Origin of the sequence: Micromonospora sp. NPDC023966 (assembly GCF_040639095.1) — a bacterium.
Lineage (GTDB): Bacteria > Actinomycetota > Actinomycetes > Mycobacteriales > Micromonosporaceae > Micromonospora.
This window is the reverse complement of sequence record NZ_JBEZZJ010000035.1, coordinates 16204-40162: the sequence shown is the minus strand read 5'-3', so window position 1 is coordinate 40162 and position 23959 is coordinate 16204. Positions and strand designations below refer to the sequence as shown.

General features: G+C 72.6%; 22 protein-coding genes and 1 pseudogene. 10 read left to right on the top strand and 13 right to left on the bottom strand.

The features are described 5' to 3' along the window. Positions 1–6 precede the first annotated feature (6 nt). Together AB0F68_RS29330 and AB0F68_RS29325 are read right to left on the bottom strand one after the other, a co-directional pair. A complete protein-coding gene (locus AB0F68_RS29330; RefSeq protein ID WP_357344059.1) occupies positions 7–1146 on the bottom strand; it encodes an FUSC family protein in 1140 nt (379 codons plus the stop codon). A gap of 138 nt (positions 1147–1284) precedes the next feature. Continuing rightward, complete coding sequence (locus AB0F68_RS29325; RefSeq protein ID WP_357344057.1) at positions 1285–1908, bottom strand: TetR/AcrR family transcriptional regulator; 624 nt, start codon at positions 1906–1908, stop codon at positions 1285–1287. A 69-nt stretch (positions 1909–1977) separates the two neighbouring features. Between AB0F68_RS29325 and AB0F68_RS29320 the strand changes: the two genes are divergently transcribed. After that, entirely contained in the window at positions 1978–3135 is a 1158-nt protein-coding gene (locus AB0F68_RS29320) for an FAD-dependent oxidoreductase (protein WP_357344055.1), read from the top strand. 98 nt (positions 3136–3233) lie between these two features. On the opposite strand, the pseudogene AB0F68_RS29315 reads toward AB0F68_RS29320, so the two are convergent. Next, positions 3234–3536 (bottom strand): annotated as a pseudogene (locus AB0F68_RS29315) (NUDIX domain-containing protein); the annotation flags it as partial. 199 nt (positions 3537–3735) lie between these two features. On the opposite strand from AB0F68_RS29315, the gene AB0F68_RS29310 reads away from it, so the two are divergent. Next, positions 3736–4743, top strand: coding sequence for a LacI family DNA-binding transcriptional regulator (locus AB0F68_RS29310; protein ID WP_357344053.1), 1008 nt, complete (start codon positions 3736–3738; stop codon positions 4741–4743). A gap of 6 nt (positions 4744–4749) precedes the next feature. Here the strand turns inward: AB0F68_RS29310 and AB0F68_RS29305 are convergent, their stop codons facing one another. Next, positions 4750–5421, bottom strand: a complete 672-nt coding sequence (locus tag AB0F68_RS29305) for a DUF6807 family protein (RefSeq protein ID WP_357344051.1) — start codon at positions 5419–5421, stop codon at positions 4750–4752. Between the two features lie 153 nt (positions 5422–5574). On the opposite strand from AB0F68_RS29305, the gene AB0F68_RS29300 reads away from it, so the two are divergent. Genes AB0F68_RS29300 through AB0F68_RS29290 form a run of 3 tightly spaced genes read left to right on the top strand, consistent with a single transcriptional unit; the run spans position 5575 to position 8122 of the window. Beyond that, a complete protein-coding gene (locus AB0F68_RS29300) occupies positions 5575–6420 on the top strand; it encodes a polysaccharide lyase family 1 protein (protein ID WP_357344048.1) in 846 nt (281 codons plus the stop codon). After that, entirely contained in the window at positions 6417–7655 is a 1239-nt protein-coding gene (locus AB0F68_RS29295; protein ID WP_357344046.1) for a DUF6745 domain-containing protein, read from the top strand. The genes AB0F68_RS29300 and AB0F68_RS29295 overlap by 4 nt, the downstream gene beginning before the upstream one ends. Before the next feature lie 11 nt (positions 7656–7666). Continuing rightward, entirely contained in the window at positions 7667–8122 is a 456-nt protein-coding gene (locus AB0F68_RS29290; protein WP_357344044.1) for a hypothetical protein, read from the top strand. 38 nt (positions 8123–8160) lie between these two features. Here AB0F68_RS29290 and AB0F68_RS29285 read toward each other — a convergent pair whose 3' ends face one another. Continuing rightward, positions 8161–8796 carry a DedA family protein gene (locus AB0F68_RS29285; RefSeq protein ID WP_357344042.1) on the bottom strand — a complete coding sequence of 212 codons (636 nt, stop codon included), beginning with the start codon at positions 8794–8796 and terminating at the stop codon, positions 8161–8163. A gap of 194 nt (positions 8797–8990) precedes the next feature. Between AB0F68_RS29285 and AB0F68_RS29280 the strand changes: the two genes are divergently transcribed. Further along, positions 8991–9434, top strand: a complete 444-nt coding sequence (locus AB0F68_RS29280; RefSeq protein WP_357344041.1) for an ATP-binding protein — start codon at positions 8991–8993, stop codon at positions 9432–9434. A 64-nt stretch (positions 9435–9498) separates the two neighbouring features. Beyond that, complete coding sequence (locus AB0F68_RS29275) at positions 9499–10218, top strand: HD domain-containing protein (protein WP_357344039.1); 720 nt, start codon at positions 9499–9501, stop codon at positions 10216–10218. 5 nt (positions 10219–10223) lie between these two features. On the opposite strand, the gene AB0F68_RS29270 is transcribed toward AB0F68_RS29275, so the two are convergent. The 4 genes from AB0F68_RS29270 to AB0F68_RS29255 all read right to left on the bottom strand — a co-directional run bounded on the left by AB0F68_RS29270 (position 10224) and on the right by AB0F68_RS29255 (position 13115). After that, positions 10224–10655: a barstar family protein gene (locus tag AB0F68_RS29270; RefSeq protein ID WP_357344037.1), complete on the bottom strand. Its 432-nt coding sequence runs from the start codon at positions 10653–10655 to the stop codon at positions 10224–10226. A 61-nt stretch (positions 10656–10716) separates the two neighbouring features. Continuing rightward, entirely contained in the window at positions 10717–11169 is a 453-nt protein-coding gene (locus AB0F68_RS29265; protein ID WP_357344035.1) for a ribonuclease domain-containing protein, read from the bottom strand. 180 nt (positions 11170–11349) lie between these two features. Continuing rightward, positions 11350–11820: a LamG-like jellyroll fold domain-containing protein gene (locus tag AB0F68_RS29260; protein ID WP_357344101.1), complete on the bottom strand. Its 471-nt coding sequence runs from the start codon at positions 11818–11820 to the stop codon at positions 11350–11352. Then, entirely contained in the window at positions 11745–13115 is a 1371-nt protein-coding gene (locus AB0F68_RS29255) for a transposase (RefSeq protein WP_357344034.1), read from the bottom strand. Before AB0F68_RS29255 ends, AB0F68_RS29260 begins: the two co-directional genes overlap by 76 nt. A gap of 22 nt (positions 13116–13137) precedes the next feature. Here AB0F68_RS29255 and AB0F68_RS29250 point away from each other — a divergent pair, with 22 nt between their 5' ends. Further along, the gene (locus AB0F68_RS29250; RefSeq protein ID WP_357344032.1) at positions 13138–13608 is read left to right on the top strand and encodes a transposase; all 471 of its coding nucleotides are present in this window, start codon (positions 13138–13140) and stop codon (positions 13606–13608) included. 66 nt (positions 13609–13674) lie between these two features. Here AB0F68_RS29250 and AB0F68_RS29245 read toward each other — a convergent pair whose 3' ends face one another. Then, a complete protein-coding gene (locus tag AB0F68_RS29245; RefSeq protein WP_357344030.1) occupies positions 13675–16605 on the bottom strand; it encodes a M36 family metallopeptidase in 2931 nt (976 codons plus the stop codon). A 252-nt stretch (positions 16606–16857) separates the two neighbouring features. Then, a complete protein-coding gene (locus tag AB0F68_RS29240) occupies positions 16858–20010 on the bottom strand; it encodes an amidohydrolase family protein (RefSeq protein ID WP_357344028.1) in 3153 nt (1050 codons plus the stop codon). Positions 20011–20267: 257 nt separating this feature from the next. On the opposite strand from AB0F68_RS29240, the gene AB0F68_RS29235 reads away from it, so the two are divergent. Together AB0F68_RS29235 and AB0F68_RS29230 are read left to right on the top strand one after the other, a co-directional pair. After that, complete coding sequence (locus AB0F68_RS29235) at positions 20268–21167, top strand: copper resistance protein CopC (protein WP_357344027.1); 900 nt, start codon at positions 20268–20270, stop codon at positions 21165–21167. A 139-nt stretch (positions 21168–21306) separates the two neighbouring features. Beyond that, positions 21307–22125, top strand: coding sequence for a CopD family protein (locus AB0F68_RS29230; protein ID WP_357344025.1), 819 nt, complete (start codon positions 21307–21309; stop codon positions 22123–22125). Between the two features lie 68 nt (positions 22126–22193). Here the strand turns inward: AB0F68_RS29230 and AB0F68_RS29225 are convergent, their stop codons facing one another. Further along, a complete protein-coding gene (locus AB0F68_RS29225; protein ID WP_357344023.1) occupies positions 22194–22568 on the bottom strand; it encodes a hypothetical protein in 375 nt (124 codons plus the stop codon). Beyond that, complete coding sequence (locus AB0F68_RS29220) at positions 22528–23811, bottom strand: NERD domain-containing protein (RefSeq protein WP_357344021.1); 1284 nt, start codon at positions 23809–23811, stop codon at positions 22528–22530. The genes AB0F68_RS29225 and AB0F68_RS29220 overlap by 41 nt, the downstream gene beginning before the upstream one ends. Positions 23812–23959 lie beyond the last annotated feature (148 nt).

The window sequence follows — 23959 nt, the reverse complement described above, 5'->3', positions numbered from 1 at the left end:
GCCGGGTCAGCGCCCCGGCCCGGTGACCGCCGCGTCGACCCGGGCGAGCACGGTCGCGTCGTCGTCGCCGCGGACTCCGCGCAGCAGGTCGATCGCGGTGGCCCGGACCTGACCGATGATCATGGCGAGCGGCAGGGTCTGGCCCGGGGTGAAGAGCCGTCCGGCCACCCGGACCGCCGCCAGCGCGGCGACCTCGGCCCGCTCGGCGTGCGCGTCGGCGACGGCGTCCTGCCCGGTCAGGTCGGCGGCGAGCGCGTCGCCGGCCGAGCGCACCGCCTCGGCCAGGGTCCGTACGGCGCCGCCCAGCTCGGCCGGGACCGGCGCCGGGCCGCGGGTCAGGGTGACCGCGGCGCGGGCCAGCACCCGGACGTTGCGGACCGCGTAGTCGATCTGCCGGATCGAGCCCTCCACCGAGCGCAGCCGGCCCAGGTGCCGGCGGCGGCGCACGTTGAGCCGAAGTGCCTCGCCGGCGGCCTGCACCGCACCGCGCAGGCGCTCCACCCCGGCGTCGGCGTGCCGGGCCCGCTCCAGCGCGGCCAGCGCCGCCGCGTCGTCGCCCCGGTCGAGCGCCTCGGCGACCGCACCGAGCACGCCGGCCAGCTCCTCGAAGGTGTGCCGGAACTCGCTGACCAGCGGGGCGAGCGGCCGGCGGGCGTCGACGAGCTGGCTGGCCACCACGGCCACCGCGCCGCCGATCAACGCGTCGACGAACCGGAACGGCACCAGCGACTCGGTCGGCGGGGAGACCACCACCAGGTAGAGCGCGGAGACGGCGGCCTGCACCACGGTGACCGAGCTGGCGCCGATCGCCACGGCCAGGGCGACGGTGAGCAGGATGACGGTGAGCACCGTCCAGGTGGTCCGCGGGCCGAGCGCCTGCACCACCAGGTCGGCGACGAGCACGCCGGCCGCCACGCCGAGCACCACCTCGACCGCCCGGCGCATTCGCTGGCCGCGGGCCTGGCCGAGCACGATCAGCGCGGCGGCCGGGGCGAAGAACGGCTGCGGGTGGCCGACCAGCCGGGTGGCCAGGATCCACGCGACGGTGGCCGCCAGGGTCGCCTCGACCACCGGCAGCCAGCCCCGCCGCAGCCGCCCGGCCGCCTCCCGGACGGCTGCTCCGGGTCGCGGCGTGGCGTCAGACACGCCGGACCGGAGTTGCCGGACCCTGTCCAACCCCGCCATCGCCCGCCTCCCGTCGCCCTGCCCACCCCATCCTCCGGCCCGGCGCGCCGGCCGGCAGCGGTGGGCGCCACCCCGAACCGGTGGCGGCGGTCACGCAGATCAGGCCCTGGTGAACGCCCGCAGCAGCGTACGCACCGCGGCCTGGAGGTCGTCCCGGCTGGCCGGGGTGCCGGGCGGCGGCGCGCTGAGCGACCCGGCGCCGACCAGGCGGTCGAAGAGCAGCCCGTCGACGAACGCGACGAACTGGTCGCCCTGCCGGCGCGGATCCGGCGCCCCGGCGCGGGCCAGCAGGTCCCGGGCCTGGACGCGGAGCACGGTGCCGTGGTCCAGGATCCGGCGCAGCTCGGGCCGGTGCACCGCCTCCAGCAGGCAGGCGTACCGGGCGAGGGCCCGGGTGCGTCCGGTGGTCAGCCAGCCGTCGAGCACCTCGGCCACCCCGGTGGCGAGCTGGTCGAGATCGCCCGGCCCGAGCGCCGGGGCGGCGCGGGGCGGCTCGGTGGGCAGCTCGTGGGCCGCCAGGTCGGCCCGGTCGAGGTCGGCTAGGCGCTGGACCACGGCCTCGGTCAGCGCCTGCCGGGTCCGCAGGTACGCCGAGGTGGTGCCGGGCGGCATCGCGGCCCGCGCGTCGACGGCACGGTGGGTCAGCGCCCGCATGCCGCCCTCGGCCAGCAGCTCCACGGCCGCGTCGGCCAGCCGGGCCAACCGGTCCGCCCGTCCGCTCACTGTCGCCCCTCCTCGTCTCCGTTCTACGGATGTAGTATGGCTTTCTACAGGCGTAGAAGGGTGGTCGGCATGGGCGAGCCGCACGCGATCGTGGTCGGCGCGGGCATCGGCGGGCTCGCGGCGGCGCTGGCCCTGCACCGCCGGCGCTGGCGGGTCACCGTGCTGGAACGCGCCGCCGAGCCACGCGAGCTGGGCACCGGCCTGACCCTGATGGCGAACGCGCTGCGCGGGCTCGACGCGCTCGGCGTCGGCGACGCGATCCGCCGGCACGGCGTGCCGGACACGCCGGGCGGGCTGCGGACCCGGGACGGCCGGTGGCTGTCCCGGATCGACGGGGCCGAGCTGGAACGGGCGCTCGGCACCACCGCGCTCGGCATCCACCGGACCGCGCTGCACCGGCTGCTCCGCGCCGCCCTGCCGGCCTCGGCGCTGGTCACCGGGGCCGACGTGGTCGACGTCGACGCGGACCTCCCCGCGGTGACGTACCGCCGGGACGGCGCGCCGACCACGCTGCGGGCGGACCTGGTGGTCGGGGCCGACGGGCTGCACAGCGTGCTGCGCCGGCGGCTCTGGCCGGACCTGCCGGCGCCGGCGTACTCCGGCTCGACGGCCTGGCGGGCGGCGATCCGCTGGCCCACACCGGTGGCGACGGCGGTCACCTGGGGGCCGGGCCGCGAGTTCGGCACCGTCCCGCTCGGCGACGGCGGGCTCTACTGGTACGCGGCGGAGACGGCCCCGCCGGGCGGGCGCGAGCCGGACGAGCTGGCGGCCGTCCGGGCCCGCTTCGGCGGCTGGCACGACCCGATACCCGCGCTGCTGGCGGCCACCCCGCCGGAGGCGGTGCTCCGCACCGACCTGCTGCACCTGGTCACCCCGCTGCCGTCGTACGTGCGGGGCCGGGTGGCTCTGCTCGGCGACGCGGCGCACGCGATGACGCCGCACCTGGGGCAGGGCGCAGGGCAGGCCATCGAGGATGCCGTGGTGCTCGGCGCCGTCTGCGCCGGCGGGTCCGCCGACCTGGCCGGGGCGCTGGCCGGGTACGACCGCCAGCGGCGACCCCGCAGCCAGGCCGTCGCCCGGGCCTCCGCCCGCACCGCCCGGTACGGCCAGCAGCTGCGCCACCCGGCGGCGGTGGCCCTGCGCGACGGCGTGCTCCGGCTGACCCCGGCCCGGGCGGCGCTGCGCGGCATGGCCCGGTACGCCGACTGGCAGCCGCCGCCCGGCTGAGCCACACAGCCGGCGACGAGTTCGGCGTACTCCGGGGAGGCCAGGAAGCGGTCGAGCACCTCCGCGGTGCGCGGGGTGTACGGCCAGCCGTCGCGCAGCGCCTCGGGGGTGGTGAAGACGATCGCGGCGCCCTCGCCCAGCACCACGTCCTCCTGCCGGGCGCCGGTGCCGCCGAAGAAGTAGTGCTTGACCCGGTCGATCTCGGGGACCTCCTGGACGGCGAAGAGCCGCAGCGGCGCCGCCGGGCGCAACCCGGTCTCCTCCCACAGCTCACGCAGCGCCGTCTCGTCGACGGTCTCGCCGGGTTCCCAGTGCCCGCCGGGCAGGCCCCAGACGTTGGGGTGGCGCGGCGCCTGCGCCTCGCGGAGTTGCAGCAGCAGCCGGCCTTCGCGGTCGACCAGCTTCCGTGGTGGCGCTGATCTGGGCGCTGGTCCTGCTGATCGGCTCCGTCCCGGCCATCGTCAAGGCCGTCCGCACCACCGCGACCACCTCCCGCCCCACCGCCCGCTCCGGATGACCGCCGCCTCCGCCGACCAGGGAAGGGCCTTTCCCGGCGGTGCTGCGGTAGCCTCTCGGCCACCGGGTGTGCGAGGGGGTGCGATGGCGACGCTGGCCGACGTCGCCCGTCGGGCGGGCGTCTCCCCCGCGACCGCGTCGCGGGTCATCAACGGCAGCAGCAAGCCGGTCGCGGACGAGCTGCGCGAGCGGGTGCTGAAGGCCGTCGCCGAGCTGCGGTACGTGCCGAACGCGCACGCCCAGCTGCTGGCCCGGCCGCAGCGCAGCGTGGTCGGCGTGCTGGTGCACGACGTCTCCGACCCGTACTTCGCCGAGGTGACCCGGGGGCTGCAACGGGTCGCCACCGAGCGGGGCCGGCTGGTCATCATCTGCAACAGCTACCGCGACCCCGAGCGCGAGGTGGAGTACGTCGACCTGCTCCGCGCCCAGCAGGTCGCCGCGATCGTGCTGGCCGGCTCCGGCTACCGCGACCCCACGGTCAACGCCCTGCTCGACGAGCGGCTCGCCGCGTACGCGGCCACCGGCGGCCGGGTGGCGCTGATCGGCCGGCACCGGCACCGGGGCGACGCCGTGCTGCCGGCCAACGAGGAGGGCGCCCGCCTGCTCGGCGCGGAGCTGCGCCGGCTCGGTCACCGGGCGGTGGGCGTGCTCGCCGGTCCCCGCGCCCTCACCACCACCAGCGACCGGCTCGCCGGGCTCGCCGCCGGGCTGGCCGAGCCGTTGCCGGAGGCGCGGATCCGATACGCGGACTTCACCCGTGACGGCGGCTCCCGGGCCGCGGCGGAGCTGCTGGACGCCACGCCGCGGCTGACCGCGATCGTGGCGCTGAACGACTCGATGGCCGTCGGCGCGCTGAACCTGCTCCGTGCCCGCGGGGTGCGGGTGCCGGCGGAGGTCTCCGTGGTCGGCTTCGACGACATGCCGATCGCCGCCGACGTGACCCCGGCGCTGACCACGGTCCGGCTGCCGCTGGCCGAACTCGGCGCGCGGGCCATGACCCTGGCGCTGGACCCGGCCGGGGACCGGGACCGGGTGGAGACCCTTCCGGCCGAACTGGTCCGCCGGGACAGCCTCGGCCCCGCCCCGGCCTGACCGGCCTCAGCCCCGGCCGGTGGCCCGGTGGTCGAGCCGGGCGGCCACCGCCGCGCGGTCCAGCCGGCCGTCGGCGACCAGCACCCGGTGCCGGTTGCGCCGGGGCCGTCCGGCGGCGACCACGGCCGGCCGGTCGAAGGCGTACGCCACGCAGACGCCCGGATACATGGCGGTCCGCACGAACCACCGGTCGCCGGGCTCGAGCCCGGTGAAGACCAGGGTGTACGCCGCGCCGCCCGGCCCGGCGCCGGTGAGCGCCAGCCATCGCGCGGCCGAGCCGTTGACCGCCTCCTCCCCCGCGGCGTCCCCGGTGAACACGTCGGGTTCCCCGCCGGCCGCGGCCCGCCAGAAGAAGCCGCCGTAGCCGGCGCCGCCGGGACGGCCGTTGGTGGCCGGGCTGCCCAGGTGCACGTCGCGCCCGGTGGCGGCGGTGAGGGTGGCGTCGACGTCGAGCCACCAGGCGTCGGGGCCGGCCGGGGTGGCGGTGAGCCGGCGGCGCTCGCGCAGCAGCGGCCGGCCGACCCGGTCCCGCCACTCCAGGTCGTGGTCGAGCCGGTCGGCGGTCCGGTCCCGCCAGCCGGTGTGAGCGATGACGCCGTGGTCGTCCTGCCAGGTGTAGCCGGTGCCCCGGACGTAGGTGCGCCCGCCCCAGAGGTTCGCGCCGTCGACGTCCTGCATGGCACGCCGCCGGCCACCTCCTCCCCCACGGCGTCGCCGACCACCTCGCCGACCACGCCGCCGCCCACCGACCCGCCGCCCACCACGGGGCTGGTCGGCTGGGCCACCCAGAACGGCGGCACCACCGGCGGGGCCGGCGGCGGCACGGTGACCGTGAGCGGCCCGACGGCGCTGGCCGACGCGGTCGAGGGTGACGTGGCGACCACCGTCCGGGTGAACGGGAACTTCACCTGCTCGACCGAGATCCGGGTCGGCTCGAACAAGACCCTCATCGGGGTCGGCGCCGGCTCCGGGCTGACCGGCTGCGGCCTCAACCTGCGCGACGCCCACAACATCGTCGTCCGCAACTTGAAGATCGCCAAGGTACGCGCCGGCGTCGGCAACGGCGACGCCATCCACCTGGACAACTCCACCAACGTCTGGATCGACCACAACGACCTGTCCAGCGACACCACCAGCGGCACCGACTACCACGACGGACTGCTCGACGTGACCCACGGGTCGAACTTCGTCACCGTCTCCTGGAACCGGCTGCACGACCACGTGAAGTGCTCGCTGGTCGAGCACAGCGACAGCAACTCCGGCGAGGACACCGGCAAGCTGAAGGTGACCTACCACCACAACGCGTTCAGCAACTGCTTCCAGCGCAACCCGCGGGTCCGCTTCGGCAACCCGGTGCACGTGTTCAACAACTACGTGAACACGGCCAACCCGTCGTACAGCTACGGCATCGCCACGACCTGCGGGGCCGGTGTGCTGGTCGAGGGGAACTCGTTCGAGAACATGACCGACCCGACGCACGTGGGCGAGGGCTCCTCGCCGGCCGGCAACCTGGTCGAGCGGAACAACCTCTACGTCAACTCGGGCGCGCCGCAGACCGCCGGCATCCCTCCTCGGGGGCGCCGGTCCCGGCCGATAATCGCGTTGCCGGTCCGGGCGGATCCTGTCACCATCGCTTTCATGATCGAGAGAAAGGGCGTGACCGCCCTCGCGCGATGAGCGCGCGCAACCGGCAGCGGGCCCGACGCCGCGCCGGAATCAACCGGAATCTGACCGATCAGCTCGACCACTGGTACCGGGCGGCGGAGCTCCGCGACGACTGGCTCTGGACCGCGCTGAGCACCGCACCCGCCGATCGGGACCGCGCGGAACGGGCCATCACCAGCCTCTACGCCCGGCTCGGCCGGCCCCGCCCCCGCTTTCACTGGGCGGCCAGTCCCCGGCAGGCCGTCGACCTGCTGGACGAACCCCCGATCCGCTACGGCGGCCCGCCCGACCCGGGCTGCCCGTGGCACCTGGCGCAGCAGCTCGCCGACGAGGTGCACGCCCTGCGCCGCCGGCTCGACGATCGGATCGGCAGCCCCGGCGACGCGCCCTGGTGGGTGGGGCGGAATCCGCTCGTCGCGACCCGGCCGCCGACCGAGGCGCTCGACGCCGGGGCTCGGCTGTCGGACGTGCTCGACGTCGGGGTCCGCGACTCGCTGTACCGGACGGTGCGCGACGGGGTCCGGGCGGTGGTGCTGAGCGGGCTGGTCGCGGCGGTTCCGGAGCCGCCCGGCCTGCGCTGGCACGGGCAGCACGACGCGCCCTGGCTGGCGCACTACGACGTCCGCCGACGCCTCTGGCCGGGCCGCTACCACCCGGCCGACGACCGCCAGCTCGACCTCTGGGCCGAGGTGGCCCGCTCCTGCGGCTGGTGGTGGCCGAGGGAGGGCGTCTGCGTGGTCACCGAACGGACCACGGTGGCGCACACCGAGCCGGTCCCCGGCGCCTACCACGGCGAGCGGCGCAGCCACAACGGACACGGCCCGGCCGCCGGATACGCCGACGGGACCGGCGGTCACGCCTGGCACGGCACCGCCGTGCCGGAGTGGGTGGTCCACGGGCCGACGGTCGAACGGATCGCTCGGGAACGCAACGTCGAGGTGCGCCGCTGCGCGATCGAGCACCTCGGCTGGGACGCGTACCTGGCCCAGGCCCGGCTACGGCTGCTCGCTGAGGCGCCCGACCCGGGCAACCCGGGCTGCCGGCTCCAGCTCTACGACCTGCCCCGCCAGGTGTGGGGGCGGCCGGCCCGGGTGCTGCTGGCGGTCAACGGGTCCGTCGAGCGCGACGGCCGGCGCCGCCGGTACGGCCTCACCGTGCCCGCCCACCTCGACGACCCGGTCGCCGCCGCCGGCTGGTCCTACGGCCTGACCGGCGACCAGTACGCCCGACTCCTCCGCCGAACCTGAAGGTGATCACCATGACCATGACCATGACCATGACCCTTGCCGAGCTGACCGGCCGCACCGGGCTGACCGTGCTCGACCACCTCGAACAGCAGGTCCGCATCCCCGTCGTCGACGGCCTCCAGGCCCAGGGCGACCTGATCGTCATCCCGCTGCAGGTGCTCGACGACGTGCAGCCGTCGCCCCGGGCGCGCTGGCGTCCGGTGCCGCCCGGCGGCGTCGAACTGCTGCGCGGGGCGGCCGGCGGAAACCCGCACACCCTGGTCGCCGGGCCGGGCGACGCCGAGTGGACCACCGACGTCGCCGACCCGCAGTTCCTCGCCGTCGGCGTGCTGCGGTGCGCCCGGCCGGCGTACCTCATCCACCCCGAGCACGGCGGCTCCGGCATCGCCCCCGGCACCTACCTGGTCCGGCGGCAACGGGAACGCAGCACGCAGTGGGGCGGCGGCGACGAGCTGGTCGCCGACTGACCCGCTCCCCCCGCGGCCGCACCACCGGCCGCCGGGCATCAGCGCGGCTCGGCGGTGTCCGCCCGTTCGCGGCGGGCGGCCCGCCGGGCCCGCACTAGTCGCACGACCACCACCAGCGCCACCAGGGCGAGCAGCGCCTCGCCGCCCCAGCCGAGCCGCCGCTCCAGCAGCCGGAACGACGCCCCCGCCAGGTAGCCGAGCAACGCCACGGTCACCGCCCAGAGCGCGCCGCCGGCCAGGTTCGCCACCGTGAACGCACCGCGTGGCATGCCGCTCATCCCGGCCAGGCCGGGGACCAGGGCGCGCAGCGCCGCCGCCCACCGGCCGAGCACCACCGCCACCGCGCCCCGGCGGCGGACCAGCTCCAGCGCCCGCGACAGCTCCCCGGAACGGACGAACCGGCGGGGCACGCGGGCCAGCAGCCGCCGGCCGTACCGGCGGCCGACCAGGTAGCCGACCTGGTCGCCGAGGGCCGCGCCGGCGACCGCCGCGACCACCACGGCCCAGAGCGGCAGCCGCCCCTCGTGGGCGAGCACCCCGCCGACCAGCACCGCGATCTCGCCCGGCACGAGCAGCCCGAGGAAGGTCGACGCCTCCAGCGCCGGCAGCAGGAACACCAGGGCCAGGACGAGGGCGGGCGGCAACGCCACGAGCAGGTCCAGCACCCGGTCCACCCGCCGATTGTGACCCGCGACCCCGCGGCACCGCGTGTGCTCCGGGCGGACCGCCGGCAGGCCCGGACATCCGGTCGGAATCAACCCCCGGGTCGAGGAATACCGCCGGGCCCGACCGGGGACAATGACGGACAGGACGGGACGGTGACGGCGAGCGCCCAGGCCCGGCAGGTGCGCGGGACGGGGGACCGGACGTGGAGGGTGGGACAGCCGCCGGGCTGGTGCCGGGCGACGACCCGGCCGGCGCGGCCCCGGTCTTCACCCTCGACCTGCCCGCCGACCCGGGGCGGCTCGCCCCCGGCCGGGAGCGGCTGCGCCGCTGGTTGCGCGCCCACGGGGTGACCGAGTACGACGTCGAGACGGTGCTCATCGCCGCCGGCGAGGCGTGCGCCAACGCCATCGAGCACGGCTACCGCTTCGCCCCGGAGGGGGTCACCACGCTCCGCGCCGAACTGTCCGACGACCGGCTCATGATCGAGGTGCGTGACCGCGGCGGCTGGCGCAAGGACGCCGGCGCGGACGGCGCCGACCGGGGCCGGGGACAACTGATCATGGCCGGGGTGATGGACGAGGCGAGCGTCGTCGGCAGCCCGGAGGGCACCACGGTCCGCCTCGTCAAGCGGCTGACCGGAAGCTGAGCCGGTGCGGTCGGGAGGCCGACCAGGGCGACCCTTCCTGGCGAAGATCAGCTATAAGGGACGCATGGAGTTCCCGGCCTACCTGGCGACCATGCCGATGCACGCGATCACCGAGATCCACGGCGAGCCGGGCCTGCTGGCGCGCTTCCGGCTGGAGATCGAGGCGTTCGACGAGCCCGCCCGGCAGCGGCTCACCGCCGCCCTCGACCTCGCCGCCGAACTGCACCGCGACGACCGGCGGGTGCGCGAGCCGTACCTGAACCACCTGCTCCGGGTGGCGATCCGGATGATGCACCACTACCAGGTGCGCGACGTGGACGTGATCGTCGCGGGCCTGCTGCACGACGCGGTGGAGGACCACCCGGCGGAGCTGGCCGGCCCGGACGCTCCGGCCGATCCGACGCCCGCGGCGCTGGCCGCGCTGGCCGAGCGGTTCGGGCCGCGGGTCGCCCGGCTGGTCGGCGCGGTCACCAACCCGGCGTACGACCCGGGGCGCGACCGGCACGTCCAGTACCGGGAGCACGTGGCGGCGAGCCTCGACCGGGAGCCGTGGGCCCGGGTGATCAAGGTGTCGGACTTCACCGACAACGGGGTCGGTGTGATCCACACGGTCGGGCCGAAGGTGGCCCGGTCGGCGGCCAAGTACCGGCCACTCGTGCCGGTCTTCCGCGACCTCATCGCCCGGCCGGACACGCCGCTGTCCGCTCCGGTGAAGCGGCACATCTTCGCCCAGCTCGACCTGGCCGAGGAGCGGTTCAGCGCCATCCTCGACCAGCCGAACTGACCGGATCAGTCGGCGTCGGCGGGTGGGGCGCCGACCCGGCCGCCCAGGGCGGCGGTGATCCGGGTCCGCAGCGCGGGCAGCCGGTCGGGATGGTCGCGCAGCAGCACGCGCAGCGAGTGGTGCCCGCCGGCGGCGACCCCGCCGAGCACGTCGAGCAGGGTGCCGAGCTGGGCCGGCGGCTCGTCGGCGAGCAGGTCCGCCGCGTCCCGAACGACGAGGGTCAGCGGGCCGGCGTCGAGGCGGTCGGCGAGCACGTCGGCAAGCGCGTCCCAGTTGCGTCCGAACCAGTCGGGCAGGGGCAGGGCCGCGGCCAGCGCCTCGTGCAGCCCGCCCCGGGTCCGGGCGGCCGTCGCGGCCACCCACACCCCGGCCGGCTCGGGCTCCGACCCGGCGTCGAGCACGAGCCAGGCCGGCGGCTGCGGGGACGCTGCGCCCATGGGTCCATCCTTCCCGGTCGACGCGGGGCGGGCCCGCCGGCCCGACCCGCCCCGACGCCTGTCAGAGCCGGTAGAAGTTGGCGTAGTGGTCGGGCGAGAACCAGGTCACCCCGGTGCTCTTGTTGACCACGATCCGGTACGCGTCCCGGGCGGCGCCGCAGGCGCGCGGGTAGACGTCGTACTCGTAGTAGGTGGCGTTGGTGGGAAGCTGCCCCTCGTAGTTGTAGAACCGGCCGCCGGCGAAGTTGCACAGGCCACCGCTCCAGGAGTACCAGCCGCGGCTGGTCGGGAAGCTCCTGGCCGACCAGCCCGAGCGCGCCGTGCGGGCGTCCGCGCAGCGGATCATCGTGCAGGAGCTGTAGACGGCGGCCTGGGCCGGCTCGGCGAGCCGGGTGGAGACCGCCGGCGGGCCGACGAGCGCGGCGGCGACCATGGCGGTGAGCAGGGCGCACGCGCCGAGGGCGCGGCGCAGGCGGGTGCCGGTGGAGCGGAGCGGGGTCGCGAGCGTGGTCAAGGGGTCCTCCTGAACTGGGCGGCGATATCGATCGGTGTCGTTGTCCGATCGCGCCCAGTCTGGCGGTGATCCTTCCCGACGTACAGACCCCACGCGGCGACCGTGCTCCGAAGACCGGGTGAACGCTGGATGATCGACCGCGGCCCGGCGGCCCCGAGGGACCGCCCGGCCGCGGGCCGGTCAGCAGCCGATCCGGGTGGCGCCCAGCGCCACGTCGTCGAACCAGAGCGTGTCGGCCGCGCCGCCGTAGCTCTCCCAGCCGAGCTTGAGGTCGGTGAGCTGCGGGCGCCAGGTCCGGCCGTACCACTGCCCGTCGACGTCGTGGGTCGGCACGCCGTCGGCGGTCAGCCCGGCGACCGCCGCGCCGTCGAGCCAGGTGCGCAACTGCCCAGTGCTCCCGTCCACCATGAACTCCACGCAGGACCAGCGGCCGGTGGGCAGCGGCACGCTCAGCGCCACCCCGGCCGGGCTCTGCTCGGGCAGGGTCGCGTCGTCGGAGGCCCGGTTCCACTGAAACGCCCCGTTCTGACCACCCATCCGCAGGTCACGGTTGCCGTCGGCGGCGTCGGTCATGGCTAGGAACGTGACGTGGTCGGCCGGGAGGGCGGTGGTGTGCCGCACCCAGAGCCGGCCGTAGCGGACCGCCCCCACCACGGACAGATCGCGGTTGGCCCGGACGAAGACGTGGTTGCATTGACGCCCTCTCCGCTCTGAAGGACGGAGATTCCCTGCATGCTGTGCGTGGAACGCGCAGCGTCCGGGTGGGTTACCGCTTCTCTGCGCGCTGCCGGCACGGATGCCGGTCTTACGTGCGCTCCACGGTCGTTTCGACTCTCCGCCCGTCCGGCGGCGAGCACGTTGATGGCCGCGTTCACGTCCCGGTCGTGGGTCGCCCCGCAGGGGCAGTCCCACGCTCGGATGTTGAGCGTCATCTTGTCGTTGATGCGTCCGCAGTCGGAGCACATCCGGGTGGACGGGAAGAATCGGTCCACCCGGGCGAAGGTGCGCCCGTACCGGTCGGCCTTGTACTCCAACATTGCGGTGAAGCTGGCCCACCCGGCGTCGTGTACCGATTTGGCGAGCCTCGTGCGGCCGAGAGCGGCAACGGCAAGGTCCTCGACGTACACCGCTTGGTTCTCGCGGATAATCGTCGTGGACAGCTTGTGCTGCCAGTCCCGCCGGGTGTCGGCCACCCGCGCGTGAGCGCGGGCCACCTTCACGACGGCCTTCTTTCGGTTGGCCGAGCCCTTCTGCTTGCGGGACAAGTCCTGCTGCAACCGCTTGAGCTTGCGGGCCGCTCGACGCAGGAACTTCGGCGCCGCGATCTTCGTGCCGTCGGACAGCACCGCGAAGTGCGTCAGGCCCAGGTCGATGCCGACCTCGGAGTCGACCGGCGGCAGCGTCTCGTCCTCGGGGGTCTGCACGACGAACGAGGCGAAGTACCGTCCGGCCGCGTCCTTGATGACCGCCACGGACGACGGGTCCGAGGGCAACGCCCTGGACCAGCGCACTTGCAGATCGCCGATCTTCGGCAGTCGCAGGCGGCCGTTGTCGAGCACCTTGAACCTGCTGTTCTTGGTGAACCGGATGGCCTGCCGGTTGTCCTTGCGCGACCGGAACCGGGGCGGGGCCACTTTGTGGCCCTTGCGCTTGCCTGTGACCGAGGCGAAAAAGTTGCGGTAGTCGGTGTTCAGGTCCGCGAGGGCCTGCTGCAGCACCACACTGGAAACTTCGCCCAGCCAGGCGCGGGCCTCGGTCTTCTTCGCCGCTGTGATGACCTGCTTGGACAGCTCGACGTCCGTGACGTACGCCAGCCCCTGCTCGCGGGCCTGCTGGCGCAGCCTGAGCCCGTCGTTGAACACCACCCGCGCGCACCCGAATACCTTTGCCAGCACGATTTGCTGGCCGGGCGTTGGGTACACGCGGTAGTTGTACCGGAGCTGCACGACGCCACCGTACCGATGGTTTATGACAGAACTCGAAGACATCCGCACTGGCAGCCACTGCGTTTTCGCGATGCACGTCTACCTGGTCTTCGTCACCAAAGTCCGGCACAAGGTATTCGGTGACCGACACCTGTCCTGGATGGAACAAGTCATGCGGAACGTGTGCGCCGACTTCGAGGCCGAGCTGATCGAGTTCAACGGCGAGAACAACCACGTCCACCTTGCTCGTCCACTACCCACCCAAAATGGCCGTGACCCGCCTGGTCAACGGCCTCAAGCGCGTGTCCTCCCGCAGACTGCGGTAGGAGTCCCCGACCTCGAGCGGCCCTACTACCGGGCCAACATCGGGGTCCTCTCGGCAGGCCGCCGGTCCAACGACCGACGGTGCGGAAAGCTGCGGGGACCTCGCGTGCCGACGCGCGCGACGGCGCGTACCGGAACTGCCCGGCTCGGGCGGGACGTTCAGCCGCCGTACGGCGGCGCCCGCCGATGAATGTAGTGATGCCTGACGATGCATGGCAAGGGTGCGGGCGGGCGCCGCCCGCCCGCACCCCGTCGCCTACTGCGCGAACGCCTGGAACTCGGCGATCCGCACGTTGGTCGCCTGCGGGCTGGCGGTGGCGCAGTCGGTCTCCGCCCGCGGGTCCGCGTCCTGCTCACCGGCGTAGTCCGGCGCACTGGTGCACTGGTTGGTCACCACCTCGATCCGCAGGTGGGTGGCCGTGGTCCGCGGGATGTCGAAGGACCGGACGATCAGCTCCGGGGCCCGCGGCCGGGGCGCCACCGACGGGAAGGCGTCCGCCGGGCTGGTGTAGACGGCCCGGAAGTCCGCCGCGTCGGCACAGCTCACCCCGTCGCCGGCCGTGCAGGCGAGGACCCGGAACTGGCGCAGCGCGGAGAACCGGCTCTGCGTGCCGGCGTCCGCGTCGCCCACGACCGGCGGGCGCAGCATCGCGCTGACCTGCACCCGGCGGACCTGCTGCGTTCCCCCGGCCAGGTCGACGGTGACCTGTCGGCCGGCGACCGGCGTGCCGAGCGAGGCCCAGTTGGTGGCCTCGTCGTCGTCGGCGATCCGGGCCAGGTTGATCCCGTCCCCGCTGACCGTCGCGCCGGCGGCGGTCGAGGCGAGGTTGGGGCGTACCTGGACCGGCAGGTCGCGGACCTGGCCGGCCTTCACGGTCACCGGGCCGACCCGGACGTGTCCGCGACCCGGGGCGCGAACGACGAACTCGTACGTGCCGGGGACCAGGCGCACCTGGTCGGTGAGCGGTGTGGCCGCGTCGGTGTCCGCCACCGGCACGGCCCGGGCCTGGTAGCGGCCCACGAACAGCTGCGCCCCGGACACCACCGCGTCGTCGTCGACCGGCTTGAAGGTCAGCGTCGCCTCGTCCGCGTATGGGGAGGTGAAGCCCGGCCTCGGGTTGACGTCGGCGTTGCCGGTGCTGGCGGCGGTCTCACCGAGGCCCCGGGCGGCGAAGGCGTTCCAGAGCAGGTCCTGGTTGGCCCCGCCGAAGCGGATCCGGTCGGCGGCCAGCATCGCGTCCCGGGCGTCGACCATGCTGACCTGGCTGACCGCCATCAGCAGGAACGAGTCGAGAACGAGCTGGATCCAGCGGCGGTTGCCCGGGCACGCGGTCACCGGCGTCGTCCCCTCGGCGCAGGACTTCTGCAGGGCCGCGTCGCCCGCCCCGTACCGGCGCATCATGGCCGCGCGGATGTCGTAGTTGGTGGCGGTCCACACCTCGCCGGAGGCGTGCACCTGGAGACCGACGAAGTCGTAGTCGATCGCGCTGTAGTTGAGCGGGCTGTCGCTCATGTTGTAGTTGCGGATGCCGGCGTCCGGGTCGCCGGTGGTGTACTCGCCGATGGTGAAGCCGCGCCGGCCGGGCACCGCGTACCCGTGTTCGTACAGGTATTCCATGGCGAGCTGGTCCGACCAGCTCTCGCTCATCCCCTGCGGCGAGCTGACCCCGGCGTTCGGGCCGGCGATCATGCGGTTGCTGACCGCGTGGCCGTACTCGTGGGCGATGACCGACATGTCGAAGTCACCGTCCACGCAGGGCGCGTAGAAGGAGCCGGCGATCGGCTGCCACAGGTACATGTTGGTGATCGGGGCGATCCCGTCGCCCGGGGTGATCTGGTTGGCGTTGTCCCGAGCGGCGAAGTTCGGCGGGCCGCCGCTGACCCCGCCGGCCTGGGCGTTGCCCTGCTCCGGATCGTTGCCCAGCCCGCCACCGCCGAGGTTGTCCCGCTGCATGTTCCAGGTCGCCTCGGTGAAGCCCAGGCGGTAGGACCAGTCGTGCATCCGGTTGTGCATCCCGAACAGGTTCGCCCGGGCCGCGTCGATGTCGTTGGCCTGCGGCGAGGTGAAGGTGTCCGGGCTGCACTTCTGCTCGAACCACTGGTTGGTCCAGGGGTACGCGTAATTGCGGTCGGGGCGCGGCGTGGCCGTCTCGGTGCCCACGCTGAACGGGTCGTTGCTGAACCAGTTCTGCACGGCGATCGCGTTGTTGCCCTTCGTCGTGGTGGTGGACGCCCCGGTGGCGGGGTCCACGTCCCACGCGGGATGCCCGGGCACACCCACCACCTCGTCGCATCCGTCCGCCGGCCGGGCGCACCAGCGCACCCGGGTGTCGGTGGAGGACTTGTCGACCGACGGCGAGTTCGGGAAGACCTCCCAGGACGGGTTGTCGGCGTCGTGGTCGACCAGGTCCTCGCGGACCAGCACCGTGGCGTCCCGGGCGTCCACGTAGGTGGCGTAGGCCGCCGGCTCGGCGCCGGTGAGGTCCGCCCCCAGGGTCACCTCGTACGCGGCCCGCGCGCCCCGGTCGGCGGTCGGCACCGCGACCAGCGTGGTCCGCAGGATCGTCGGGTCGGTGAGGCCGGCGTCGGCGGCGGCCGCCCGCTGCGCCTGCTCGGCGGTGAGCGTGGCCGGGGCCGGGGCGGCGGCGTCACGGGCCAGCGACGAGCTGACGTGCCACACGACGCCGTCGCGGACGCCGACCGAGAGCATGCCGTCCACGGCGGCCGGTAGGTTGCCGAAGCGCTGACGGAACAGCACGGTGGCGCCGTCGCCCATCGGGGCGACGGTCAACTGCTCCAGCGCCGCGGCGCCGTCGGCGGTCAGCCCCAGCAGCTCCCGGTTGGCGGCCACGTACGCCCGCGCGGCGGCGGCCGGGTCGGCCGGCAGGCCGGTGGCGAGCGGCCGGCCCGTCGAGGTGAGCGTGGCGGGCGTACCGAAGTCGGTCCAGCGGACCCGGGCGCCGAGCGCCGCGGCCCGGTCCTGCTGGCGGTCGGTCGGCGCGGTCCGTCCCTTCCGGTTGTCCTTGGTCTTGCTGTCGTGGCTGTCGCCCGGCAGGTGGCCGGGCGGCGCCTGGGTCGGAATCTCGTTCCGGGGTGCCGCCTGGCCGCCAGCTCCTGCGGTCAGGACCATTCCGGCCGCGAGTAGCAGCGCGGTGGCCCCCGTCGTCGTACGCGATGGTGTGCGCACGGTCCCTCCTGTCGTCGAACGGCAGTGTCCGTATCCGCCATCCGACCAGTTCGCCGGCGCGGCGGACACCATCCGAACATCTCTAAGTGGAATTGCGTCGATGCGTGTGGGGTCGGGATGTCGCCGGCGTCCGGACGTCCGACACGGCCGAAGGGTGCTGATCGCCGCCGTTGCCGACGGATCATCAACACCCTTCGCCCGTCCCTGCTGCCCGACGCTTTCGACCTACGCATCCAGCCAGCCTGCGTGGCCTCAGCCGTTCAGGTCGACCTCCGAGTACGGCCCGATCAGCTCATCCCTGGTGTAGAGCCGGCCGTTCTTCATGACCATCTGAACGTTGGCGGCGCTGTGGACGTCCTGCAACGGGTTGCCCTGAACGAAGCTGAGGTCCGCCAGTCGTCCCTTCTGTACGGTTCCCAGGTCCGACTCCAGACCCAATACCTTGGCTGGCAGAGCCGTCACCGTCAGCAGTGCCTCGTACGGCGTGAAGCCCCACTGCACGAAGCCGGCGAGCGTGGGCTGCAGGCCCCACACGTTGAGCCCGAGGGGCTCGTCGGTGCCGCCGAGGACCGTGCCTCCGGCGCGGAGGATCCTTGCGTGGTTCTGGACGAACTGGCTGATGGACGCTTCCTCGGTGGTTGTCAGCTCCGTGTCGTACTGGCTCTGCATGGCGGTGTACTGCCAGGGATTGAGCAGCTTCCGTGTCCGCTGATCCTGCATCCAGCCCGGGTACGTACCGACCATCGCGGCGGTGCCCCGCGTGAGTTCGACCGCCATTCCGGACTTCGCGTGCAGCTGGATCGTGTCCTCGTACGCCCTGTTCGACGCGGACACCGGAAGCTGGTATCCCAGCCGTTGGGTCGCGTAGTGGGAGCAGGAGTCCTGACCGTTGGCCGCGGCAGGCCAGACGTAGTGGGAGAAGGAGGGAATTCCGATTTCGTGTCCGGCCTGGATCGCCTTCGCCTGCCAGTCGTTGCGCAAGCGCACGTACGTCTTGAGGATGTTGGGTCGCAGTGCCTTGATGCGCTCTACCTGGCGTTGCAGTGACTTCTCGTTCGCGGTGACCCGCATGAAGTCGTAGTTGACCCGCTCGCCGTCGATGCTCTCGGCCGCCCAGAAGTAGCGGGGCGTGAGACGCACTCCGGACAGCTCTGACTCGCTCTGCTCCAGGGCCTCGTACGCCGGGTCGCCCATGCCCATCACGCTGGTGATACCCATCGCCAGCATGAACCGGCCCTTCCGGCCCCCCACGTACGGCTGGTCCATCTGCTCGTGCCCGTGCGCTTCGAAGAGCCCGGGCATCACGGTGAGGTCGGACGCGTCCACGAACGTGGCCCCGGCCCCGTAGCGCTCTCGTGGCTGCCGTTTATCGACGCTGACGATGCGGTTGCCCTCGACAACGATGTCGACGTTCCTGCGCAGGGTTTGGCTCATGCCGTCCCAGAGCGCCCCCGCCTGGACGACCTGGACGCCCGTGGGCAGGTCCCGCTTCCACGTCAGGTCCACCGGGACCGTCGTCGGTTCGCCGCCGGCTACCGGCACCTTGCGTAGCCTGCCGTCCGACAGGTACAGCAGCGTGCGCGAGTCCCCGGACCAGCTCACGGCGTCCGCGTTCTCCTCTGTCACCTGCCGCTGCTCGCCCGTCGGGCGGCCACGGGAGTCGACGGGCAGAACCCACAGCACGCCGTCGAGCACGTACGCCATGAGCTTGCCGTCGGGGGACCAGGCCGGACCGTCGTCGCCCTTGCGATTGCTGATGGAGTTCCACGGGTAGGGGTTGTGGGTCTGCTTGGCGCCGGTGGTGACGTCCACCGTCAGGATGAGGTTCTGCCCCTCCCGATACCGGTTGGAGTACGCCTCCCAGGAGGCGAGCGCCAGCACCTTGCTGTCCGGACCCCACGTCGGCCGCCCCGGCTCGAACAGTGGCGTGAGGACCTCCCGGATCTCACCGGTGGCGACCTCGGCCACGTAGGTGGAGGCGTTTCCCGAACCCGTCGTCGCCGACAGGAACGAGATCTTGCTGCCGTCGGGCGACCACGCGCCGCGCACCTGCGAGCCGCTGAACGGACGGGTCAGCTTGCGCTCCTGACCGGTGCTCATGTCCCGGATGTAGATCGCTTCCGGTCCGTTCTTGTCGGATGAGTAGGCGAGGTACCTCCCGTCGGGCGACCAGAACGGCGTCGCCTTGTAGTAGACGTCGTCGGTCACCTTGACGGGCTTGCGGCCGAGCTGCATGGTCCACAACTGGTTCAGCGCGACGAACGCCACGGTGGTTCCGTCAGGCGAGAGGACCGGGTTGGCGATGCCCTTCACCGCCTGCTGGGTTGAGTCCTCGAAGTTGTACTGCCGCTTCTGGTAGGCGGGACGGTTAAAGCTCACCGCCGCGGTGAAGGGGACCTCGTGCAGCCCTCTGTTGGTGAGGTCGCGCTTGCGGAGCTTACCGTCCGCCGCGTACAGCAGCGTGGTGTTCCCCAGCCACTGCGGCCGGAAAGTGAACACGTCCTCCTTGTCGGTGACCGGTGTGCCGTTCACCAGGAGACTCGGCAGTGACGGCTTGTCCGGGTGGTGCTCGTTGGGCGGCGGCCCTCCTTGCAGGACGTACGCAATGGATGCGCCGTCCGGTGACCAGGTCGGGCAGTAGATCGTGCCCGAGGTGTGCGCCTGGAGGACGCGGGGGACGCCCTGCCCCGACGAGGCCATCGCTTTGATCAGCTGGCTCCCCGACGCACTCTCGACGTACGCGATCTCCGAACCGTCCGGGGACCAGGTCGGGAAGTAGTTCGAGGCGCCGGTGGCGGCGTTGGTCAGTTGGCGTACGGTGCCGCTGGCGACGTCGAGAACCCAGATGTTGTACTGGCCACCACCACGGTCGGACGAGAAGGCGATCTGCCGGCCATCTGGCGAGTAGACGGGTTCTCGGTCGTCCCAGCCTCCCGACGTCAGCTGGCGCAGCTGAGATCCGTCGGGCTTCATGGTCCAGATGTGGTACGTGCCACCGATGTAGGACTGGAAGGTGATGCTGTCGCCGGCGGGTGACCAGCTCGGGTAGGCCGGGTCGGTGTCCAGGCCGGTGACCTTGGTTGCGACACCGCCTTCGGCCGGCAGCGTCCAGAGCATGCCGAGCAGGTTCATCATGATGGTGTTGCCGTCTGGTGACACAGTCAGCTGGATCATCGATCCTTCGCTGAGCGTCAGCGTGCCGGATCTGCCAGTGGCGGCCGCTTCTGCCTCGTCGACGCCGAGTTGGCGGGCGAGTGCAGGGCCTACGGCCAGAGAAGCAGCGACCCCACCGGCACCGACGAGGACTGCTCGCCGACTGACGTGGACCGACCTGCCTCCCGGGCCGGCTTCCTCCGAATGCTGCTGTCGTTCGTCTCCGGCGGGGGTCTGGACATCGTGGGCCATTGGCTGGGACTCCCTTCCCGTCTGCGGGAACGTGTGACAATTGACACTCGTCGTGCAGGAATCGAAGGTCAACGACGTCATCGTTCAGCGGCAGGGAACGGTCGGTAAGCGGTAGTAGTTCTTCCTCGAACGGTCGAACGTCGTCCGTGAGCGGCAATCACGTGGCCGCTGAGCGGCGCAAACGCCGTCAGCACATCGAGGACTCGACATGAGCTGACGTCTTCCGGCGCCCAAGGATCTCCCCTAGCATGCGACCCATGAGGACCGCCCAGCGATCACGGCAGGTTGGGTCACTCGTGTTGGCGATTCTCGTGAGCGCCATCGCCCTACAACTCGTCGGCGCGGGCGAGGCGGCGGCACACACCAGGCTCGTCTCATCGTCACCACACATGAACGCCAAACTGGAACACCTGCCCGAGGCCGTGAAGCTGACCTTCAGCGAGGCGGTGGCGCAGCCCGTCGCCCTCACCGTCACCGGACCCGACGGGTCGATCCGGTCGACCGGGAAGGTCAGCCTGCGCAAGGCGAGCCTGTCCCGCCCTCTCGCGACGACCGGGGAGGCGCCGGCTGGCAGGTACACCATCAGCTACCAGGTGACCTCCACCGACGGCCATCCCCTGTCCGGAACGGTGAGGTTCACCCTCGCTCCCGGTGTCGGAACCGGGACGAACGAGCCCCCGATCGGCGGAGACGCGGCGAACGCCAACCTGGCGTCCTCCTTGCCGGACAACGGCAGCGAAGTGGGACGGCTCCCCGAGGTCGCAGTGCTGAACTTCAACGAGGTGATCGCGCAACCCGCCGAGGTCAGGGTCACCGGACCCAATGGCGTAGAGGTCTGCACAGACGACATCTCCATCGTCGACGCGACTCTCCTCTGCCCCCTGGATGCAACGGTCGGTCCAGCGGCCGGCACGTACACCATGAGCTACCAGGCCAGGTCGAGTAAGGGACAGCGCCTTGCCGGTACCGTGCGGTTCACGCTGTCCCCCAGCCCTGTCATCCCCGCAACCGACGTCGTGACACCGGCGGCCGGTCGAGACGCCGAGCAGAGCCACCCGCCTCTCGCCACCGTCGTACTCGTGATCGGTCTGGTCGCCGCCCTCGGTGTCGCGCTGCTCGACGTCAAGCGTTTGGTGCGCAATGGTTTCCTCGGCTGACACCAGGACCGCCCGTCCGCCCGTCGGTCTCCTCGCGGGGAGCGCGACGGCGGGACTGTTCGCTCTCGCCCTGGCCCTGCTACTCGGTGGCGGGGCCCCCCAACCCTCACCGATCGGTCTCGACAGCGCCGGTCCGGTGGTGGATTGGGCGCTGGTCATGGTGCCGTACCCCGTCACCATCACCGCGCTGGTAACCGTGGGCTTCGGGCTGCTCAATGGCATCTCCCCGCGGCATGCGCCGACCACGCCCGTGCGGGCGCCGGCACGTCGCATCAACGTCCTGGGCGCGCTGCTCTGGGCCGCCCTCTGCCTGCTGAGCGTCTTCCTCCTCGCCGTTCGCTTCCGCGCGATGGCAGGTGACCTGCGAGGACTGCTCGATTCGGTGCAGGTTCGCGCGTTGCTCGCCGAGGCGGCGCTCGCTTGCGTGGCGGCCGTGACGGCGAAATGGTCGCCGCGACTGGCCCTACCGTCCGCCCTCGTCGCGCTAGTCCCCGGTCCGCTCACGGGTCACACCTTGACGGCGGACTCGCCGCTGGTCGCTCAGGCCGCTCTCGTCGCTCACGTCGTCGCGGCGTCATTGTGGGTGGGCGGGTTGCTTGCTCTGGGTTGGCTCGCGCTGCGGAATCGTGCCGCCTGGGCGGCGGTGTTGCCGAGGTACTCCACGCTTGCCCTGGCGTGCGTCGTCGTGCTGGCGGTTTCCGGGATGCTCGCCGCTCTGCAGGAACTCCACTCGTTCGATCAGTTGCTGACGAACGGCTACGGCGCGCTCGTCCTGCTCAAGTCGGCCGGTCTGGCCGGGCTCATCGCCCTCGGCGCACTTCAGCGGCGGCGGGTGGTCCGCCCGGGCGTCGATGCGAGCGGGAGGGATGTTCTGCTGCTGCTCGGCAGCGAAGCGATCCTGATGATGCTGGTCGTCGCCCTCGCGACCGGTTTGTCCCAGACTCCCCCGCCCAACTGAAGCGTCATCTCACGCTCGCGGATTCAGGTCGTGGGGTCGGCCCATTGGACGCTCGCTCCCGTGCTGCACTAAGCCAGATAGGCCGTGCGCACCGGCTCGGCGAGCACCGCCTGCGACGCGGGCACGTCGGCCAGTCGCGTGGCCAAGGTGGCAGCTGCCAGATGGTGCGGCAGGGCGGCGCTGAACTTCAGTCCTTCCAGTGCCTTCTCGTTGACGTCCGGCTGGCAGATCCGGCCGGCGGCGTCCGCCACCGCTCTGCCCACCATCTCGCGGTCCAGGTCAGGGCGCAGCCGGATTGAGGCGTCGTCGTAGCGCTGGGTCGGGTCGGCCAACTCGCTGAGGGTGGAGATCAACGTGGCGTTGGCGCGGAAGCCGGCAAAGGTCCACCACCGCACGTCGCCGTCACCGTCCCGGACCACCAACGTGCCGCCGGGATGAACCACCGAGGCGAACTCCTCGCGCAGACCGGTCAGCCGGTTGGCCGCACGGCTGGTCAGCGCGACCGGCGGGTCGGCGCCGAGCAGCACGTCCCGCCGAGTCGGCGGCGCGGGTGGCGGTCTGCCAGTCGCTGAGCTGCAGTTGCGGGACCAGCCACGCCTCCTCTTCGCTGCCGCCACGGCGCTTCGGCCCCGGGGTGACCAGGACGCTGCGGGCGGAGAGAGCGCGGTGGTGCAGCCGGCGGCCGTGTGCGTACGCGACCGCCTCCGCGAGCTGGCGGATCATCGCCAGTCGGCTGAGCGGTTCCAGCTTGTCGCCGTACTGGGCGATGTAGTGGTCCAGCCGCATCGACCGGGGATCGTGGCGGAAGATCAACGCCGGCCCGGCCTCGTGCGACTCCATCGAATCGACCCGCACGATGCCCGGGTGGTTGACGCCGTGCAGGACCGTCATCTCCCGCTTGGCCGCCCGCTCGATGCTCGCCCGCTCGGCCTGCACGGCGTTCCGCTCCACGAGGTAGATGCGGATGCGGCGGCGTTCCCGTTCCAGGTCGCGGTGGCGGGCGTGGTGGTCCTGCCAGGTGGGGCCCAGGTCGAAAGGTCGGGGCTCCAGCTGCCATGACCCGACCTCGTATTGCTTGCGGCTACGCGCGATGCCGACAGCCTCGAGCAGGTTGGGCAGGGCCGAGGACAACTCCTTGGTGACCCGGTGCTTCTCGTCCTGCGGCGGCCGCGTCAGCAGTGACGTGATGGTGGGCAGCTTGCCGGGTTGATGCCCGGGTGCCGGCTCGGGACCGTGGATGCCGTGCAGGTGGTGGTCGGAAAGCTCGATCCTCAGGCCCGGCTTGGACAGGAACACGGCAGCCTGGACGAACGGGATCTTGACCGGCGGTCCCTTGCGCTGGTTGGCGGCGACCTGGAGCAGGGACTTCAGCTTCTTGGCCTTGGCGTCGGCGAGGTGCAGCGGGTTGTCGAAGGTCCGCGTACCGCCGGGGTTGTGCAGGATCCAGTTGGAGCCGCTGGAGATCAGCCGACCGGTCAGGCTCTTGATCTCGATCAGGTAGAGGCCGCCCGGTCCCGCTACCAGCAGGTCGACCTCGTAGGGGTGGCCGGTCTGGGCGGTGAAGGTAAAGTTCGACCACGCCCGGTAGGGCTCGCTGTCCGGCAGCAACGCCTGGACGTGTGCGAGCGCCTCCCGCTCGTGCGTGAACTGCGACGGAGTGATCGTCGTCCACCGGCCTTCCTGCATGACGGAGATCCTAGGCCCACTCGACCCGCGCCCCGGTGCCGCCAGGTCGGAGGCGCGATCCTCGACCCCGATCCCGCCGCCCGCGCGGCTGCCGTCCACCGCCGTGGCGACTTGTTAGCGTGGGACGACGGAAGCGCCGACGGGCTCT

What these genes read in the sequence shown, in the direction of transcription:
- AB0F68_RS29305 (WP_357344051.1), bottom strand. Translation starts at nt 5,421, where the DNA reads ATGCAGGACGTCGACGGCGCGAACCTCTGGGGCGGGCGCACCTACGTC.
- AB0F68_RS29290 (WP_357344044.1), top strand. Translation starts at nt 7,667, where the DNA reads ATGACCATGACCATGACCATGACCCTTGCCGAGCTGACCGGCCGCACC.
- AB0F68_RS29310 (WP_357344053.1), top strand. Translation starts at nt 3,736, where the DNA reads ATGGCGACGCTGGCCGACGTCGCCCGTCGGGCGGGCGTCTCCCCCGCG.
- AB0F68_RS29270 (WP_357344037.1), bottom strand. Translation starts at nt 10,655, where the DNA reads ATGGGCGCAGCGTCCCCGCAGCCGCCGGCCTGGCTCGTGCTCGACGCC.
- AB0F68_RS29235 (WP_357344027.1), top strand. Translation starts at nt 20,268, where the DNA reads ATGAGGACCGCCCAGCGATCACGGCAGGTTGGGTCACTCGTGTTGGCG.
- AB0F68_RS29240 (WP_357344028.1), bottom strand. Translation starts at nt 20,010, where the DNA reads ATGGCCCACGATGTCCAGACCCCCGCCGGAGACGAACGACAGCAGCAT.
- AB0F68_RS29220 (WP_357344021.1), bottom strand. Translation starts at nt 23,811, where the DNA reads ATGCAGGAAGGCCGGTGGACGACGATCACTCCGTCGCAGTTCACGCAC.
- AB0F68_RS29250 (WP_357344032.1), top strand. Translation starts at nt 13,138, where the DNA reads ATGACAGAACTCGAAGACATCCGCACTGGCAGCCACTGCGTTTTCGCG.
- AB0F68_RS29275 (WP_357344039.1), top strand. Translation starts at nt 9,499, where the DNA reads ATGGAGTTCCCGGCCTACCTGGCGACCATGCCGATGCACGCGATCACC.
- AB0F68_RS29320 (WP_357344055.1), top strand. Translation starts at nt 1,978, where the DNA reads ATGGGCGAGCCGCACGCGATCGTGGTCGGCGCGGGCATCGGCGGGCTC.
- AB0F68_RS29295 (WP_357344046.1), top strand. Translation starts at nt 6,417, where the DNA reads ATGAGCGCGCGCAACCGGCAGCGGGCCCGACGCCGCGCCGGAATCAAC.